This is a genomic window from Enterobacter sp. PL_is514 (assembly GCF_055816715.1).
Genome location: NZ_JBVPGN010000023.1, coordinates 22,051 through 39,848 on the forward strand (window position 1 = coordinate 22,051; position 17,798 = coordinate 39,848).

13 protein-coding genes are annotated in these 17,798 nt (G+C 57.4%); 8 read left to right on the forward strand and 5 right to left on the reverse strand.

Annotated elements, in window-relative coordinates:
• The first annotated feature begins 192 nt into the window (after positions 1–192).
• The 3 genes from ptsP to gldA are packed head-to-tail and all read left to right on the forward strand — an operon-like array spanning position 193 to position 4,487.
• Complete coding sequence (gene ptsP / locus AC0TNG_RS01300; RefSeq protein WP_473712439.1) at positions 193–2,694, forward strand: phosphoenolpyruvate--protein phosphotransferase; 2,502 nt, start codon at positions 193–195, stop codon at positions 2,692–2,694.
• A 14-nt stretch (positions 2,695–2,708) separates the two neighbouring features.
• Positions 2,709–3,371: a fructose-6-phosphate aldolase gene (gene fsa / locus AC0TNG_RS01305; protein ID WP_208763348.1), complete on the forward strand. Its 663-nt coding sequence runs from the start codon at positions 2,709–2,711 to the stop codon at positions 3,369–3,371.
• Between the two features lie 12 nt (positions 3,372–3,383).
• Positions 3,384–4,487 carry a bifunctional L-1,2-propanediol dehydrogenase/glycerol dehydrogenase gene (gene gldA, locus AC0TNG_RS01310; RefSeq protein ID WP_008501794.1) on the forward strand — a complete coding sequence of 368 codons (1,104 nt, stop codon included), beginning with the start codon at positions 3,384–3,386 and terminating at the stop codon, positions 4,485–4,487.
• 83 nt (positions 4,488–4,570) lie between these two features.
• Here gldA and katG read toward each other — a convergent pair whose 3' ends face one another.
• From katG to metB, 4 genes are all read right to left on the reverse strand, one after another.
• Complete coding sequence (katG, locus tag AC0TNG_RS01315) at positions 4,571–6,751, reverse strand: catalase/peroxidase HPI (RefSeq protein WP_090420868.1); 2,181 nt, start codon at positions 6,749–6,751, stop codon at positions 4,571–4,573.
• A 209-nt stretch (positions 6,752–6,960) separates the two neighbouring features.
• On the reverse strand, positions 6,961–7,851 hold the full coding sequence (gene metF, locus AC0TNG_RS01320) for a methylenetetrahydrofolate reductase (RefSeq protein ID WP_024909186.1): 891 nt from the start codon (positions 7,849–7,851) through the stop codon (positions 6,961–6,963).
• Between the two features lie 226 nt (positions 7,852–8,077).
• Positions 8,078–10,510, reverse strand: a complete 2,433-nt coding sequence (locus tag AC0TNG_RS01325) for a bifunctional aspartate kinase/homoserine dehydrogenase II (RefSeq protein WP_024909187.1) — start codon at positions 10,508–10,510, stop codon at positions 8,078–8,080.
• Between the two features lie 2 nt (positions 10,511–10,512).
• Positions 10,513–11,673, reverse strand: coding sequence for a cystathionine gamma-synthase (gene metB / locus AC0TNG_RS01330; protein ID WP_024909188.1), 1,161 nt, complete (start codon positions 11,671–11,673; stop codon positions 10,513–10,515).
• Positions 11,674–11,949: 276 nt separating this feature from the next.
• Between metB and metJ the strand changes: the two genes are divergently transcribed.
• Positions 11,950–12,267, forward strand: coding sequence for a met regulon transcriptional regulator MetJ (gene metJ, locus AC0TNG_RS01335; RefSeq protein ID WP_015966498.1), 318 nt, complete (start codon positions 11,950–11,952; stop codon positions 12,265–12,267).
• A 48-nt stretch (positions 12,268–12,315) separates the two neighbouring features.
• Here the strand turns inward: metJ and rpmE are convergent, their stop codons facing one another.
• Positions 12,316–12,528 (reverse strand): 50S ribosomal protein L31, encoded by a 213-nt coding sequence (gene rpmE, locus AC0TNG_RS01340; protein ID WP_003862040.1) that lies wholly within the window; start codon positions 12,526–12,528, stop codon positions 12,316–12,318.
• Between the two features lie 200 nt (positions 12,529–12,728).
• On the opposite strand from rpmE, the gene priA reads away from it, so the two are divergent.
• The 4 genes from priA to hslV all read left to right on the forward strand — a co-directional run bounded on the left by priA (position 12,729) and on the right by hslV (position 17,798).
• Complete coding sequence (gene priA, locus AC0TNG_RS01345; RefSeq protein ID WP_061716297.1) at positions 12,729–14,924, forward strand: primosomal protein N'; 2,196 nt, start codon at positions 12,729–12,731, stop codon at positions 14,922–14,924.
• A gap of 119 nt (positions 14,925–15,043) precedes the next feature.
• Positions 15,044–16,069, forward strand: coding sequence for a DNA-binding transcriptional regulator CytR (gene cytR / locus AC0TNG_RS01350; RefSeq protein WP_023309683.1), 1,026 nt, complete (start codon positions 15,044–15,046; stop codon positions 16,067–16,069).
• A 93-nt stretch (positions 16,070–16,162) separates the two neighbouring features.
• Entirely contained in the window at positions 16,163–17,173 is a 1,011-nt protein-coding gene (gene ftsN, locus AC0TNG_RS01355) for a cell division protein FtsN (protein WP_473712438.1), read from the forward strand.
• 94 nt (positions 17,174–17,267) lie between these two features.
• The gene (hslV, locus tag AC0TNG_RS01360; RefSeq protein ID WP_008501802.1) at positions 17,268–17,798 is read left to right on the forward strand and encodes an ATP-dependent protease subunit HslV; all 531 of its coding nucleotides are present in this window, start codon (positions 17,268–17,270) and stop codon (positions 17,796–17,798) included.

Below are 17,798 nucleotides of genomic sequence, written 5' to 3' on the forward strand. Positions count from 1 at the left end.
TGAAAATGCGATCCGCCTCGACATTTCGAAGCACTCCGGCGCTAAGCAAAAATTAATAACCTGTGAGTCAAATCTCACTTTTCGCGTGATATTACATTTATCCAGTGTTTGGCATATTTGTCACATGGCGCGCATCATCACCACGCTCGTATGCTGTTCCCCAATGAATGTTGATTGCTTTCAGGAGTGTGTATGGCTCTGGTAGTGGAATTTACCTGTGAATTACCCAACGGGGTTCACGCGCGTCCGGCAAGTCATGTGGAGACGCTGTGCAATACGTTTATCTCACAGATCGAATGGCATAATCTGCGCACCGACCGAAAAGGGAATGCCAAGAGCGCACTGGCACTTATTGGCACCGACACGCTGGCAGGCGACGCCTGTCGTCTGGTGATCCACGGTGAAGATGAGCAGAGCGCCCATCAACAGCTGGAACAATGGCTCCGGGAAGAGTTTCCACACTGTGATGCGACGCTCGCAGAAGCCATCAATATTGAGCGCGATCCGCTGCCAGAATCCCTCGCGCGCCTTAATCCAACGCTTTTCCGCGCCCTGCCCGTTTGCAGCGGTAGCGCCCAGGGCGTGTTGACCTTGCTGACCTCGCTGGATCTCAATGCACTGACGGATTTACCCGACGCGAAAAACGTGGAAGAAGAGCAGTCAGCGCTGGATAGCGGCCTCACCCTGCTGGTGAAAAATATTGAGCTGCGCGCGCTGGACAGCGACAGCACCGCCAGCGCCATTCTTGAAGCCCATCGTTCGCTGGCTACGGATACCTCTTTGCGCCAGCATCTTCTTGCGGGCGTAAGCCAGGGGCTAAGCTGTGCGCAAGCGACAATCGCCACAGCCAACCATTTCTGCGATACGTTCTCTCGTTCCAGCAGCAGCTACTTACGGGAACGTGCGCTGGATGTGCGCGATGTCTGCTATCAACTTTTACAACAGATTTATGGTGAACAACGCTTCCCCGCACCGGGACAGCTCACTCAACAGAGTGTTTGTCTGGCTGATGATCTTACGCCCGGCCAGTTCCTGGAACTCGATAAAACCTTACTTAAGGGGCTGCTGTTAAAAAGCGGCGGAACCACCTCGCACACCGTCATTCTTGCACGTTCCTTTAATATTCCGACGCTGGTGGGCGTCGACAGTGAAAGCCTGCTGCAGTGGCGCAATAAATCCGTATTTATTGATGGAAATGCCGGTGCGGTCGTGGTCAACGCCAGCGATGCGGTGGCACGCTACTACCGCCAGGAAGCACGAGTACAACAGACACTACGCGAGCAGCAGCGTATCTGGCTCGATCGGGAAGCCAGAACCGCCGATGGCCTGCGCGTTGAGATTGCCGCGAACATCGCCCACGCGGTGGAAGCGCAGGCAGCATTCGGGAACGGCGCCGAGGGCGTTGGCCTGTTTCGCACCGAAATGCTGTATATGGACCGCAGCAGCGCACCCGGTGAAAACGAGCTGTACAACATTTTCTGTCAGGCGCTGGAGAGTGCAAACGGGCGCAGCATTATCGTGCGCACCATGGATATCGGCGGCGATAAGCCGGTGGCGTACCTGAATATCCCGGCCGAAAACAACCCGTTCCTCGGCTACCGCGCCGTACGCATTTACGAAGAGTATGCAGCGCTTTTCACCACCCAGCTTCGGGCGATCCTGCGCGCCTCTGCTCACGGCAGCCTGAAGATCATGATCCCGATGATCTCTTCTATGGAAGAGATCCTGTGGGTGAAAGAGAAACTTGCCGAAGCGAAACAGCAGCTCCGGGCTGAACATATTCCATTTGATGAAAAAATCCCGCTCGGCATCATGCTGGAAGTGCCTTCGGTAATGTTCATCATCGATCAGTGCTGTGAAGAGATTGATTTCTTTAGCATCGGCAGCAATGACCTGACGCAATATCTGCTGGCCGTCGACCGCGACAACGCCAAAGTCACACGCCACTACAACAGCCTGAACCCAGCCTTCCTGCGGGCGCTGGATTACGCGGTGCAAGCCGTCCATCGCCAGGGGAAATGGATTGGCCTGTGCGGCGAACTGGGTGCAAAAGGTTCGGTGCTGCCATTGCTGGTGGGTCTGGGTTTGGACGAACTGAGCATGGGGTCGCCCGCCATTCCGGCAACCAAAGCGCGTCTGGCACAGCTTGATAGCCGCGCCTGCCTCCAGCTGCTGAACCAGGCCATGGCGTGCCGCACCTCGCTTGAAGTGGAACACCTGCTGGCACAGTTCCGCATGAATCAGCAGGACACGCCGTTGGTCACACCTCGCTGTATTTCGCTGGACAATGACTGGAACAGTAAAGAAGAGGTCATGAAAGGGATGACCGATAACCTGCTGCTCGCCGGACGTTGCCGCTACCCCCGCAAGCTGGAGGCCGATCTGTGGGCGCGCGAAGCCGTATTCTCTACCGGTCTTGGCTTCAGCTTCGCCATTCCGCACAGCAAGTCTGAGCACATTGAGCAATCCACCATCAGCGTCGCACGCCTGAAATCGCCGGTCATGTGGGGCGATGAAGAAGCGCAATTCATCATCATGCTGACGCTGAATAAACACGCCGCGGGAGATCAGCATATGCGTATTTTCTCCCGTCTGGCACGCCGCATCATGCATGACGATTTCCGCAGCGCGCTGGTCAACGCCAGCTCAGAAGAGGCCATCGCCTCCCTGCTGCAACACGAATTAGAACTCTGAAACGAGGAAGAGTAATGGAACTGTATCTGGATACCGCCAACGTGGCGGAAGTTGAACGTCTGGCGCGCATCTTTCCTATTGCGGGCGTCACCACCAACCCGAGCATCATCGCCGCCAGCCGCGAATCCATCTGGGACGTGCTGCCGCGTCTGCAAAAAGCCATCGGACCGGAAGGCACGCTGTTTGCTCAAACCATGAGCCGCGATGCCGAAGGCATGGTGGCGGAAGCCAAACGTTTGAGTAACGCCATACCGGACATCGTGGTGAAAATCCCTGTCACGGCTGAGGGCCTTACCGCGATCAAGGCGTTGAAAAAAGAGGGGATAACCACGCTGGGGACCGCCGTTTATAGCGCTGCACAGGGCTTGCTCGCCGCACTCGCAGGGGCGAAATATGTCGCGCCGTACGTAAACCGCGTTGATGCGCAGGGCGGTGACGGCATTCGCATGGTGCAGGAGCTGCAGTCTCTGCTGGAACTGCACGCGCCGGAAAGCAAGGTGCTGGCCGCCAGCTTCAAAACGCCGCGTCAGGCGCTGGACTGTCTGTTGGCGGGATGCGAGGCAATCACGCTTCCCTTAGACGTAGCGCAACACATGCTCGGCACGCCAGCGGTAGAGTCAGCCATAGAGAAGTTTGAGCAGGACTGGAAAAACGCGTTTGGTAACCTCAACCTCTAAGGGAGAACTGTTATGGACCGTATCATTCAATCGCCGGGGAAATATATCCAGGGCGCTGATGTGCTTACCCGTCTCGGCGACTACCTGAAACCCCTGGCCAATCGCTGGCTGGTGGTCGGCGATAAATTTGTGCTGGGTTTTGCCGAAGAGACCCTGCGTCAGAGTTTTAAAAAAGCCGAACTGCATGCCGAAATCGCGCCGTTTGGTGGTGAATGTTCACAAAATGAAATCGATCGCCTGAAAAAGCTGGCCGACAGCGCCGACTGCCTGGCAGTGCTGGGCATTGGCGGCGGTAAAACGCTGGATACCGCCAAAGCGCTGGCCCATTTCATGGACGTACCCGTCGCTATTGCGCCAACTATCGCCTCCACCGATGCGCCATGCAGCGCCCTTTCCGTCATTTACACCGACAGCGGTGAGTTCGATCGCTACCTGATGCTGCCTCACAACCCGAACATGGTTATCGTCGATACCAAAGTGGTAGCGGGTGCGCCGGCACGTCTGCTGGCCGCCGGGATTGGCGATGCGCTGGCGACGTGGTTTGAAGCACGCGCCTGCTCGCGCAGCGGTGCGACCACCATGGCGGGCGGCAAATGTACGCAGGCAGCACTCGCGCTGGCCGAGCTGTGCTACAACACGCTGGTTGAAGAGGGTGAAAAAGCCATGCTGGCGGCGGAACAGCATGTGGTTACACCGGCGCTGGAACGCATTATCGAAGCCAACACCTATCTCAGCGGCGTAGGCTTTGAAAGCGGCGGGCTGGCGGCAGCACACGCTATTCATAACGGCATGACGGCGGTGCCGGACGCGCATCACTTCTATCACGGCGAAAAAGTGGCGTTTGGTACGCTGACGCAGCTGGTACTGGAAAACGCGCCGGTAGAAGAAATAGAGACCGTCGCCGCGCTTTGTCACAGCGTTGGGCTGCCGATCACCCTGGCACAGCTGAACATCAAAGAGGATATTCCGGCCAAAATGCGTCTGATCGCGGAAGCCTCCTGTGCCGAAGGAGAAACCATCCACAACATGCCCGGCGGCGTAACGCCGGATCAGGTCTATGCGGCACTGCTGGTAGCCGACCAGTATGGGCAGCGGTTCCTGCAGGAGTGGGAGTAAATAGCGTGAATAAAAATCCCCGCATCAGCGGGGATTTTTTTGCCCGTAGGCCGGGTAAGCGTTAGCGCCACCCGGCACAAGGGTTACTGCAGATCAAACCGGTCCAGATCCATCACCTTCGCCCATGCGGCAACGAAGTCGCGGACAAACTTCTCATGCGCATCATCGCTGGCGTAAACCTCTGCCAGCGCACGCAGGACGGCGTTCGAACCGAAGACCAGATCGGCGCGGGTGGCGGTATATTTCACTTCACCGCTGGCGCGATCGCTTCCGGCAAACAGCTCATTGGATTCGTCGGTCGCCTTCCACTGCGTGTTCATGTCCAGCAGGTTCACGAAGAAATCGTTGCTCAGCACGCCCTCGCGGTCGGTGAACACGCCATTCTTGCTGCCATCAAAGTTGGCACCCAGCACGCGCAGGCCGCCGATCAGCACCGTCAGCTCCGGCGCGGTCAGCGTCAGCTGCTGGGCTTTGTCGATCAGCAGTGACTCCGTGGTGGACACATCCACCTGCGCACGGTAGTTGCGGAAACCATCGGCAACCGGTTCGAGCAGGTTAAACATCTCGATATCCGTCTGATCCTGACGCGCATCCACGCGGCCTGGGGCGAACGGTACGGTGACGTACACGCCTGCGGCTTTTGCGGCCTGCTCAACGCCTACCACGCCCGCCAGCACGATGATATCGGCCAGTGAGGCTTTGTTGGTGGTGCGCTGAATAGCTTCCAGAGCCGGCAACGCGCGAACCGCCGCGGCGTTCACATCCCAGTCGCGCTGAGGCGCCAGCGCCAGACGCGCGCCGTTAGCGCCGCCACGCTTATCGCCACCGCGGAAGGTTGAAGCTGACGCCCAGGCAACGGAAACCAGTTCGCTCACGGACAGACCAGAGGCCGCAATTTCCGCCTTCAGGCTTTCAATGTCTTCTTTCGACGGATTGAACACCGCCTGCGGCAGCGGGTCCTGCCAAATCAGATCTTCTTTCGGCACTTCCGGGCCAAGGTAACGCGATTTTGGCCCCATATCACGGTGGGTCAGTTTGAACCACGCGCGCGCGAAGGCTTCGTTGAAGGCCTGCGGGTCGTTCAGGAAGCGGCGGGAAATTTTCTCGAATTCCGGGTCAAAACGCAGCGTCAGGTCGGTGACCAGCATGGTAGGTTTGCGTTTTTTCGACGGGTCGAACGGATCGGGCATGATTTCCGGTGCATCTACGGCTTCAAACTGAATCGCCCCTGCCGGGCTGCGGGTCTGCACCCATTCGTATTTGAACAGGTTTTCGAAGAAGTAGTTGCTCCACTGCGTCGGGGTTTGTGACCAGATGACTTCCAGACCGGAGGTAATGGCATCAGCACCCACGCCCGTGCCGAGCGTGCTCGCCCAGCCCAGGCCCTGCGCTTCAATTGGTGAGGCTTCCGGGTCGGTACCCACGTGGGTGGCTTCACCCGCGCCGTGAGTCTTACCGAGGGTGTGGCCGCCTGCAATCAGCGCGACGGTCTCTTCATCGTTCATGCCCATGTTGCCGAAGGTCGCGCGAATCGCTGCCGCCGCTGACAGCGGTTCACCGCTGGCGTTTGGCCCTTCCGGGTTCACGTAGATCAGGCCCATTTCGGTGGCGGCCAGAGGACGCTTCGCCAGCGCTTCCGGATCGCGGTGGGTCAGCCAGGCTTTTTCATCACCCCAGTTTACGTCCAGATCCGGTTCCCAGACGTCTTCACGCCCGGCACCGAAACCAAAGGTGCGGAAGCCGGAGTTCTCCAGCGCCACGTTACCCGCGAGGATAAACAGGTCAGCCCAGGAAATTTTTTGTCCGTATTTTTGCTTGATGGGCCACAGCAGACGGCGCGCCTTATCCAGGCTCACGTTATCCGGCCAGGAGTTCAGCGGCGCAAAGCGCTGTTGACCGCGTCCTGCGCCACCGCGTCCGTCAACGGAGCGATAGGTACCCGCGCCATGCCAGGCCATACGGATAAACAGGCCCGCATAGCTGCCCCAGTCGGCAGGCCACCACGGTTGGGAGTCGGTTAAAAGTGCTTTGAGATCGCCTTTCAGCGCGGAGTAATCAAGCTTGCTAAATTCTTTGCGGTAGTCAAAGTCTTCACCCAGCGGGTTCGAACGATTGGAATGTTGGTTAAGAAGATCGATGCGGAGTTGTTTTGGCCACCAGTCGCGGCTGCCTGTACCTGCGCCCGCGCTGTGATCGACGCCGCCCTGATGGAACGGGCATTTGCCGACTGATGCCGCTTTATTGGTTTCGTCTGACGTGCTCATCGCTATGCTCCCTTTTACAGTGTTACCGTTACGATATACGCCCTTGTTGATAAGGTATAGTTGAGATAACCCACAGATTCGATAGTTAAATCCGTTTAATTTCTCATGGAAAATACATGAGTTTTGTACGTCAAAGGCAGCATTGCTGATATGGCAGGAAAATAAAACCCTTATAAATCAAAAAACCCTCCGAAGAGGGCTCTTTTTTGTTACACGCCTGGTCTAACGCCGAGCGTGTGGCATATGGCGTAACTCATCTCAGCACGGTTCAGCGTGTAGAAGTGGAAATCCTTCACCCCTTCACGACTTAAGATCTTCACCATGTCCATCGCGATATTTGCGCCCACCAGCTTGCGTGTTTCCGGGTCATCGTCCAGCCCCTCGTACATTTTAGACATCCAGAGAGGAATACGCACATTGGTCATATCAGCAAATTTCTTCGCCTGTTTGAAGTTAGAGACCGGCAGAATACCCGGGATAATTTCAACGTCGATGCCCGCGGAGACGCAGCGGTCACGGAAGCGCAGATAGCTTTCCACATCAAAGAAGAACTGAGTAATGGCGCGGTTTGCGCCGGCATCCACCTTACGCTTGAGGTTAAGCAGATCGGCCTGAGCGCTTTTCGCTTCCGGATGCACTTCAGGATAAGCGGCCACGGAGATATCAAAGTCCGCCACCCCCTTCAACAGCCCCACCAGATCGGCGGCATACATGTCCGGCTTACCGCTCCCAGGAGGCAGGTCACCGCGCAATGCGACAATATGACGGATACCGTTATTCCAGTAATCCTGGGCGATGGCGCGCAGCTCGTCGCGGGTGGCGTCGATACAGGTGAGGTGCGGGGCCGCTTCGAGACCGGTGCGATCTTTGATGCCTTTAATGATGCTGTGCGTACGGTCACGCTCGCCGGAGTTCGCACCGTAGGTCACGGAGACAAACTTCGGTTTCAGGCTGCTGAGACGATCGATAGAGCTCCAAAGGGTTTGCTCCATTTCACTGGTGCGCGGCGGGAAAAATTCAAAAGAGACGTTAATCTGGCCGTTTACTTCGGCCAGGCTCTGATTCAGTGCTTCCCGCTGGTTGGCGTGAAAAAAGCTCATACCTTACCTCTATCAATCGCGTGTCATTGTCTGTTGTGTTGTGAACTTCTATACGTTTAGACGTCCAGATGTAAAAATGACGGAAAAGCGGAGGGACGTCAATAGAAATAATCAACAATAACGGTGAGGTTTGCTCAGGGAATATGAGAAAAATTCAAGATGAGGGTGAGTGCGGTCTGATGCCCTCACCCTAACCCTCTCCCACAGGGAGAGGGAAATGCAGATGTTACAGCAGCTTAGCCAGACGGTTGATGTCGGACTGGATGGCCCCGGCGGTGACATCGCGCCCCGCGCCCGGACCGCGGATCACCAGCGGGTTATCGCGGTACCAGCGGCTTTCGATGGCGAAGACGTTATCGCACGGCAGCAGCGCCGCCAGCGGATGTTCAGGACGCACCGCCTCGACACCGACTCGCGCTTTTCCGTTGGCCTCGAAACGCGCCACGTAGCGCAGCACCAGCCCCATCTCGTTCGCCGCTTCCAGACGCTGCACCATTTGCTCGTTAAGCTCTTCTCCATTTTCAAAGAAATGGTCCACAGAACCTTCTTCACAGCCGGCAGGCACCAGCGATTCGACGCGTACGGAATCCGGTTCGATGTCATAACCGGCTTCACGCGCCAGGATCACCAGCTTGCGCATCACGTCTTTACCGGAGAGATCAACGCGCGGATCGGGTTCCGTTAAGCCCTGCTGCCACGCCTGATCCACCAGGTCGGTGAACGGAACGGTGCCGTCAAACTGCAGGAACAGCCAGGAGAGCGTGCCGGAGAAGATACCACTCAGCGCCAGAATGCTGTCGCCGCTTTCAATCAGGTCACGCACGGTGTGGTTAACCGGCAGGCCAGCCCCTACCGTGGCGTTATAAAGCCAGTGGCGCCCCGTTTTTTCAAACGCGTCGTGGATCTGGCGGTATTTATCGGTACTGCTCGCCCCCGCCAGCTTGTTCGCGCTGATAACGTGGAAACCGTGGCTGGCGAAATCAAGGTACTGATCGGCAAGCTGCTCGCTGGCGGTCACGTCCAGCACTACCAGGTCATCGTAAGGGTGCGCGCGCATCCACAGGAACAGCGACTCTTCATCCTGCTCTACGGCTTCATCATTAAAGAAGGCAAGCGCGCGGCTGGCGTCCAGCCCTTCGTAGTTCAGCAGGCTGCGGCGGCTGTCCACGACGCCCGCGAGAATGAATTCGAATCCGGTACGCGCCGAGAGCGTGACCTGTTCGCGGGCGAACAGCTCCAGCCAGCGGGAACCGATGTTGCCTTTACCAAACAGCACCAGGCCGATGCGCTTTTCCGCGCGGAACAGGGAGGTATGCAGACCCTGAATCAGGCTTTCGGTTGGCCCTTTGCGCAGAACTGCCACCAGGCTGATACCCTCTTCCGACTGCCAGGTGAACTCCACCGGCTGGCCTTTCAGCTGCTGCCAGAAGCGGTGGCAGTGCAGTGGGTTACGGGTGACGCCCGCGCCCACCATCGCCACCAGCGCCAGCCCCTGACGCAGGCGAAGCTCGCCCGGCAGGCCCGCTTCATCCAGAATTTTCAGGGCACTGTCCGCCACTTCAGCGGTATAGCAGAACTGCAGCAGCTGGCGGTCATTGTGAACGCCAACGGCCAGCGGGCGCACCTGAGCACGCTTTAACACCAGGTCGATCTCTTTATGCGCCAGTTTGAAGTCCTGGCCCGCAGGCACCTGGAACTCAATCAGGCAGATGTCGTCGTGGCTGGTGACAATACGCGCGCCCGTACCGGAGGCCAGCACGCGTTCAATACGGGTAGAGCCTTGATCCGGGGTGTAGCTGCAGCGCAGCTGGAGGTCGATATCGCTGCCGGAAACCGGCTGCAGCGTACGCGCGTGCAGTACCGGCGCCGCCAGACGCGCCAGCTCGCTGGCTTCGTCGAGACGCAGCAGCGGCAGCAGACAGGCATCTTTCACTTTACGCGGGTCGGCGCTGTAAACACCGGCCACGTCGCTCCAGATGGTGACGCGGGACACGCCCGCCAGGGCACCGATTTGCGTTGCCGAGTAGTCGGAGCCGTTACGGCCCAGCAGCACGGTTTCACCCGCGTTGCTACGGCTGATAAAGCCGGTGACGACAATACGTTTGCCCGGATGCTGCACCAGCAGCTGTTGCAGCAGCGGATAGGACAACCCTTCATCCACCTGCGGCTGCGCGGCGCGTTCGGCGCGCAGGAAATCACGCGCATCGAGCCAGGCCGCCTCCACGCCCAGGTGTTGCAGCACCGCGGCCATCAGGCGCGCGGACCACACTTCACCGTGGCCCACCACTTCGGCATACACCGCATCGGTGATCCCGCTGTCCAGCAGGGCGGCCAGACGCTCAAGGTCATGGGTAAAGGCACTGATCAGCCCGTCCGCCACGTCCGCAGGCAGCAGGCCGGCAATCAGCTCGCTCTGGTAACGGCGTAAGGACTGTTGCACCTGATGCGCAGAAAGGCGATCGGTCTGGCTCAGTTTCAGCCAGCTAATCAACTGGTTGGTGGTGCTGCCCGCCGCCGAGACAACCATCATGTCACCCGGCTGTGAATATTCCGTCATGATCCCTGCGACACGCAGGTAACATTTCACATCAGCAAGACTACTACCACCAAACTTGTGCAGCTGACGACCCTTCGCCCCTGCCTGCGCTATCACACTCATGATTACCCCTTGGCTGCGATCCGGAAGCCATTTTCCAGATCGGCAATTAAATCTTCAGAATCTTCAATACCGGTTGAGATCCGCAGCAGCGTCTCAGAAATCCCGGCGGCGGCACGTGCTTCCGGTGCCATACCTGCGTGCGTCATGGTCGCGGCGTGGGAGATCAAGCTTTCAACCCCACCTAAGGATTCCGCCAGCGTAAACAATGACAGCCCGCTCAGGAAGCGACGCAGCGTTTGCTCGTCACCGTCCAGTTCAAAACTTAACATCGCGCCAAACCCTTTCTGCTGGCGCGCGGCAATTTCGTGCCCCTGATTTTCCGGTAGCGACGGGTGATAGAGCTTCTTCACCAGCGGCTGGTCTTTCAGGAAATCGACAATCGCCTGGGCATTGCGTTGCGCCACTTCCATGCGCGGCGACAGCGTGCGGATGCCGCGCAACAGCAGATAGCTGTCGAAGGCACCCGCGGTGACGCCAATATTATTGGCCCACCATGCCAGTTCGGTGACAACGTCGGGATCTTTGGCAATCACCACGCCCGCTACCACATCAGAATGGCCGTTCAGATATTTAGTGCATGAATGCAATACCAGATCGGCACCCAGTGCGAGTGGGTTCTGAAGGGCCGGACTGAGGAACGTATTATCCACTACACTTATCGCTCCCGCATCCCTTGCGAGCTGACAAATTTTCGCAATATCGACAACGCGCAACAATGGATTGCTTGGACTTTCCACCAGAACCAGCTTTGGCTTCTCTGCCAGCGCCTGTTTCAGCGCCTGTTCATCGTTTTGATCGACAAACAGTACGCGATAGCAGCCGCGTTTTGCCAGGCTATCAAACAGGCGATAGCTGCCGCCGTAGCAATCGTGCGGCGCAACCAGCAGGTCACCTGGTTTCAGGAACACGGTGGTCACCAGGTGAATGGCGGACATCCCCGTATTGGTTAATACGGCGCCTGCGCCACCTTCCAGCTCGGCCAGCGCGCGCTGGGTCACGTCACGCGTAGGGTTGCCACGACGCGAGTAATCATGCGCGCGGGGTTCATTAAATCCGGTGAAGTTGTAGGTACTGGAAAGATGAATGGGCGGGACAACGCAGCCGTACTGCTCGTCATCATTTAATCCGCTACGCACTGCGATAGTGGCCTGTTTACGCGTCATGGTGAGGGCTTCCTGGCGAATGAGGTGAAAAGTCAGGCACCAGAGTAAACATTGAAAGTATGGACGTCAATACATCTGGACATCTAAACCTCTTTGCGTATAGATTGAGCAATGCGCAAATAGCCGTTAAAATTATATGCTTTAGTGCACGCTGCAGCGGCAATATCCGTGCCACGGTATCGTCTCTACGGTAAACTAGGCAAGATTGCGGTTCAAAACGAGTGGTTACAGGTTTTGCACCTTTAGATAAATGACTGAGAGGATTAAAGGTATCTCATGGCTGAATGGAGCGGCGAATATATCAGCCCATACGCTGAGCACGGTAAGAAGAGTGAACAAGTAAAAAAAATTACGGTTTCTATTCCTCTGAAGGTGTTGAAGATCCTCACCGATGAACGTACGCGTCGTCAGGTGAACAACCTGCGCCACGCAACCAACAGCGAGCTGCTGTGCGAAGCGTTTCTGCATGCGTTTACCGGTCAACCGTTGCCGAACGATGAAGATCTGCGTAAAGAACGCAGTGATGAAATCCCGGAAGAGGCGAAGGTGATCATGCGTGAACTGGGTATTGACCCGGAGACGTGGGAATACTGAGAAGCGGATACAAAAAAGGCACCTTGCGGTGCCTTTTTTTCGGGAAACTTATTTAGCGCCCGGGATGCTGAAACGCTTGTTGAAGCGGTCAACACGGCCACCGGTTGCAACATCACGCTGCTTACCAGTGTAGAACGGGTGGCATTTGCCGCACACGTCCAGGTTCAGATCGTGACCCACGGTAGAGCGGATCTGGATAGAGTTACCGCAAGAACAGTTTGCAGTAATCATTTCGTATTTCGGGTGAATATCTTTTTTCATGGGAGAACCTCAGTTAAGGCCGCGTCGCTCTTCCAGCCCTAACGCCAGACACCACGCGATGTTGATTGTAAGTTCTTTGGCGTAAAGTACACCAAAGGCGGCGAATCATACAGAATTTGACCAACGTATGCAAACTGATCCGCACGCCGCATTCACTAATGTGTATACTAACGCGCCACTTTTCAAGTCAGGAAGATTCGATGCCCGTCGCTCACGTTGCCCTGCCCGTTCCGCTTCCCCGCACCTTTGACTACCTGCTGCCCGACAGCATGAGCGCCAAAGCGGGCTGTCGCGTGACCGTGCCGTTTGGCAAACAGCAGCGCGTGGGAATTGTTGTCTCCGTCAGCGATCGAAGCGAACTGCCGCTCAATGAACTGAAGTCGGTGGTTGAGGTGCTCGACAGCGAGCCCGTTTATTCCACCAGCACCTGGCGACTGCTGCTGTGGGCGGCGGATTATTATCATCACCCCATTGGCGACGTCCTGTTCCACGCCCTGCCCATCATGCTGCGCCAGGGCAAAAGCGCCAGCCATGCGCCGATGTGGTACTGGTTTGCTACGGAAGATGGACAGGCCGTCGACATTAACAGCCTCAAGCGCTCACAGAAACAGCAGCAGGCCCTGGCGGCGCTGCGTCAGGGGAAAATCTGGCGGCATCAGATCGACGAACTTGAAGTCAGCGAAACGGCGCTACAGGCATTAAGAAAGAAAGGGTTGAGCGACCTGGCAAGCGAAGCGCCTGCCCTTTACGACTGGCGCGAGAGTTTCTCCGTTTCAGGGGATCGCCTGCGTCTGAATACCGAACAGGCCACCGCCGTGGGCGCGATTCATAGCGCCTCCGATCATTTCTCCGCCTGGCTGCTGGCGGGCGTGACGGGCTCCGGCAAGACGGAAGTCTACCTGAGCGTGCTGGAAAACGTGCTTGCGCAGGGCAAACAGGCGCTGGTGATGGTGCCGGAAATTGGCCTGACGCCGCAAACCATCGCCCGCTTTCGCGAACGCTTTAACGCGCCGGTTGAGGTGCTGCACTCCGGCCTGAACGACAGCGAACGCCTCAGCGCCTGGCTGAAAGCGAAAAACGGCGAAGCGGCGATTGTGATCGGCACCCGCTCGTCGCTGTTTACGCCGTTTAAAAATCTTGGCGTTATCGTGATCGACGAAGAACACGACAGCTCCTATAAACAGCAGGAAGGCTGGCGCTATCACGCCCGCGATCTGGCTGTTTATCGCGCCCACAGCGAGCAAATTCCTATTATTCTCGGCTCCGCCACGCCTGCGCTCGAAACGCTGCACAACGTGCGCCAGCGTAAATACCATATGCTGCGCCTGACGCGTCGCGCGGGGAATGCCCGTCCGGCCATTCAGCACGTACTGGATCTGAAAGGTCAGCAGGTCCAGGCCGGGCTTGCGCCTGCACTGATTACCCGCATGCGCCAGCACCTGCAGGCGGGCAATCAGGTGATCCTGTTTCTTAACCGTCGCGGATTTGCACCTGCCCTGCTGTGCCACGACTGCGGATGGATTGCCGAGTGCCCGCGCTGTGACCACTACTATACCTTCCACCAGGCCCAGCGGCATTTACGCTGCCACCACTGCGACAGCCAGCGTCCGGTGCCGCGCCAGTGTCCGTCATGTGGCTCAACGCATATCGTGCCGGTGGGGCTGGGAACGGAACAGCTGGAACAGGCCCTTGCGCCCTTCTTCCCCGACGTGCCCCTGTCCCGCATCGACCGGGACACCACCAGCCGCAAAGGCGCGCTGGAACAGCAGCTGGCGGAAGTGCATCGCGGCGGCGCACGCATCCTGATTGGCACTCAGATGCTGGCAAAAGGCCACCACTTCCCGGACGTGACGCTGGTCGCCCTGCTGGACGTGGACGGCGCGCTGTTCTCGGCAGATTTCCGTTCAGCCGAGCGCTTCGCTCAGCTTTATACCCAGGTGGCAGGGCGCGCCGGGCGTGCCGGTAAACAGGGCGAAGTGGTATTGCAAACGCACCACCCGGAGCACCCGCTGCTGCAAACCCTTCTGCACAAAGGCTATGACGCCTTTGCCGAGCAGGCGCTGGCCGAACGCCAGACCATGCAGTTGCCGCCGTGGACCAGCCACGTCATCATCCGCGCGGAAGACCACAACAACCAGCAGGCGCCGCTTTTCCTGCAGCAACTGAGAAACCTCCTGCAGGCCAGCCCGCTGGTGGATAATCAGCTGTGGATTTTGGGCCCGGTGCCGGCACTCGCACCAAAACGCGGCGGACGTTTTCGCTGGCAAATTTTGCTCCAGCACCCCTCTCGCGTTCGTCTTCAGCACATCGTCAGCGGCGCGCTGGTGCTGATTAACACCCTGCCCGAGGCGAGAAAAGTGAAGTGGGTACTGGACGTCGATCCCATTGAAGGCTGAAGCTGGATCGAAAAATTTAACGCTCCTCACACTTTTTATGAAAATTCTGTAACCGATTCCATTAACTATCTGTAAAAATGGTGATGTCAGAAGTTCGGTGTTCAGGCGAGGAGAAGACGTTGAAGTCCAGGAAAGAGGTTGCACCGGCGACCATGAAAGACGTTGCCCAGAAAGCGCAGGTCTCTACGGCAACGGTATCCCGCGCATTAATGAACCCGGATAAAGTCTCCCAGGCGACCCGTAACCGAGTGGAGCAGGCTGCGCTTGAAGTGGGCTATTTCCCACAGGCGATGGGGCGTAACGTCAAACGCAATGAGTCGCGCACCATCCTGGTGATTGTACCGGACATCTGTGACCCTTTCTTCAGCGAGATTATCCGCGGTATTGAAGTCACCGCAGCGGAACAGGGTTACCTGGTGCTGATTGGCGACTGTGCTCACCAGAACCAGCAGGAAAAAACCTTCATCGATCTCATTATCACCAAACAGATCGACGGCATGCTGCTGCTTGGCTCTCGCCTGCCGTTTGATGCCAGCATTGAAGAGCAGCGTAATTTACCGCCGATGGTCATGGCCAACGAGTTTGCGCCAGAGCTGGAGCTGCCGACGGTCCACATTGATAACCTCACCGCCGCATTCAACGCCGTAAACTATCTCCAGGAACTGGGGCATAAGCGTATTGGCTGTATTGCCGGACCGGAAGAGATGCCGCTGTGTCACTACCGCTTACAGGGCTACGTTCAGGCGCTGCGCCGTACCGGCGTCACCGTCGATCCGCACTACATTGCGCGCGGTGATTTTACCTTCGCTGCGGGTGGACAGGCGCTGGAGAAACTTCTGGACCTGCCTGAGCCGCCAACCGCCGTATTTTGTCACAGCGACGTGATGGCGCTGGGTGCATTATCGTATGCCAAACGCCGCGGCCTTCGCATACCGAAAGATTTATCGATCATCGGATTCGATAATATTTCGCTTTCGGAGTTTTGCGATCCGCCGCTCTCAACGGTCGCTCAGCCGCGCTATCAAATCGGCCGCGAAGCGATGCTTCTGCTGCTGGATCAGCTTCACGGTCAAACAGTTAGCAGCGGCTCGCGGTTGCTGGACTGCGAACTGATTGTTCGCGGCACGACCCAGGCATTGACTTAAAGTAAACGTCTTTCGGATACCCTTATCTGGTCAAAGCCCCGCCGCTTAAGTAACATGGCGGGCTGACGAACGAATAAATACAGCGAAACGATAGTGGCACAACGAGATTATGTACGTCGCGGCCAGCCGGCACCTTCGCGACGCAAAAAGAGTAGCTCAAGGAAAAAGCAACGTAACCTGCCTGCTGTCTCGCCAGCAATGGTCGCTATTGCTGCGGCTGTAGTCGTCGCCTTTATTGGTGGCCTGTACTTTATCACGCACCATAAAAAAGAAGAGTCTGAGGCGCTTCAGGCCAGTAAAGTCGCCGGAAACGGCCTTCCTCCGAAGCCTGAAGAGCGCTGGCGCTATATCAAAGAGCTGGAAAGCCGTCAGCCTGGGGTACGTGCGCCAACCGAACCTTCTGCGGGTGGTGAAGTACAGAATGCGAATCAGCTGACGGATGAACAGCGTCAGCTGCTGGCACAAATGCAGGCCGATATGCGCCAGCAGCCTACGCAGCTGAACGAAGTGCCGTGGAATGAACAGACGCCGGCGCAGCGCCAGCAAACGCTGCAGCGACGTCAGGCACAACAGCAGATTCAGCAGCAACAGCAGCAACAGCAGCAACAGCAGCAGTGGGCGCAAACCCAGCCGGTGCAGCAGCCTAAAACGCAGCCGCGGGTAACGGAACAGCCATACCAGCAGCAGACGCGTACGGTGCAGTCTCAGCCTGTCCAACAGCAGCCGAAAACGCAGCCGCAGAAACAGGCGGCTCAGCCGTATCAGGATCTGCTCCAGACGCCAGCGCATACCACCGCGCAGCAGCCGAAAACGCAGCAGGCCGCGCCGGTCACCAAAGAGACCGAAGCGCCGAAGCAGACGGCCGAGAAAAAAGATGAGCGCCGCTGGATGGTACAGTGCGGTTCGTTCAAAGGTGCCGAGCAGGCGGAAACGGTACGTGCTCAGCTGGCCTTTGAAGGGTTTGATTCGCGTATTACCACCAATAACGGCTGGAATCGCGTGGTGATTGGTCCGGTCAAAGGCAAAGAAAATGCCGATGGCACCATTTCGCGCTTGAAAGTCGCCGGCCACACAAACTGCATTCGACTCGCCTCCGGGGGTTGAAACCCCCGAAATCCCCCCCATCTATCATTTAATTCAGCCCTGAGCACAGGCTCAGGGCTTCTGTTTCCCGATTCTGTAACCAGGGGGTCTGCTCGTGACAACAATAGTAAGTGTACGCCGTAACGGCCATGTGGTAATCGCCGGTGATGGCCAGGCCACGCTGGGTAATACCGTCATGAAAGGCAACGTGAAGAAAGTGCGCCGTCTCTACAACGACAAAGTGATCGCCGGTTTTGCAGGCGGCACGGCGGATGCCTTCACGCTGTTTGAACTGTTTGAACGCAAACTGGAAATGCACCAGGGTCATCTGGTGAAAGCTGCCGTTGAGCTGGCGAAAGACTGGCGTACCGACCGCATGCTGCGCAAGCTCGAAGCGCTGCTGGCGGTAGCCGATGAGACCGCATCGCTTATCATCACCGGTAACGGTGACGTGATTCAGCCGGAAAATGACCTGATTGCCATCGGCTCTGGCGGCCCTTATGCCCAGGCTGCAGCCCGCGCGCTGTTGGAAAATACCGACATGAACGCGCGTGATATCGCGGTGAAGGCGTTGGATATTGCAGGTGATATCTGCATCTATACCAACCACAACCACACCATCGAAGAATTGACCTCCAAAGCGTAA